The 580-nt window shown below is 70.3% G+C and carries 1 pseudogene; it reads right to left on the bottom strand.

Going from position 1 to position 580, the window contains the following annotated elements:
- A pseudogene (locus tag ADK60_RS24530) lies at nt 1-194 on the bottom strand (transglycosylase family protein); the annotation flags it as partial.
- Nucleotides 195-580 lie beyond the last annotated feature (386 nt).

Below are 580 nucleotides of genomic sequence, written 5' to 3'. Positions count from 1 at the left end.
CAGTTGCCGGTGGCCTCGCAGGCGGCGACCTTGTCCCAGACGCCGGCGGGGGCGGCGGAGGCGGCGTTGGCCGTGACGAGTCCGGCCACCGGCAGGGCGAGGACCGCCCCGGCCATCAGTGCCGTCCGGACGCGGTTGCGCTTGGGGGTGGCGGTGGCGGTGGTGGTGGCGGTGGTCTCGTTACGGAAGGTCACGGAGGGGTCCTTTCGGAGGGGGTGCGGGCGTGCGGAACCAGGCCCTGGGGGCTTGTGGTTTCGGGGGCTCGCACGGTGTTCCTGGTGAGCGGTGTGCTCGTTCGGTGCGACGCATTCGAAGTTACGGGGGTGGGGGTGGTGTTTCAAGGATTCGTAGGTTTGGCGTGGTCAGTGGGGGGTTACCGTGGGTATGGATCTTGATATTGGGCTGTTTTGAAGGCAAATGTCCCGATTTTCAAGATCGAATGTGGGGTGGAAGTGGTCCGGGCCACTCCGGGGGGTCTGTGAGGCCGGGCACACGGTCGACGGGGTGTGGTGGGCCGGTCGCGGCGGGGGGGGGGAATGGGGGGGGGGGGGGGGGGGGGGGGGGGGGGGGGGGGGGGGGG

This window comes from Streptomyces sp. XY431 (assembly GCF_001279805.1).
Classification (GTDB): Bacteria; Actinomycetota; Actinomycetes; order Streptomycetales; family Streptomycetaceae; genus Kitasatospora; species Kitasatospora purpeofusca.
Note: the sequence above shows the minus strand (reverse complement) of the source record. Positions and strands in the feature narration are given on the sequence as shown.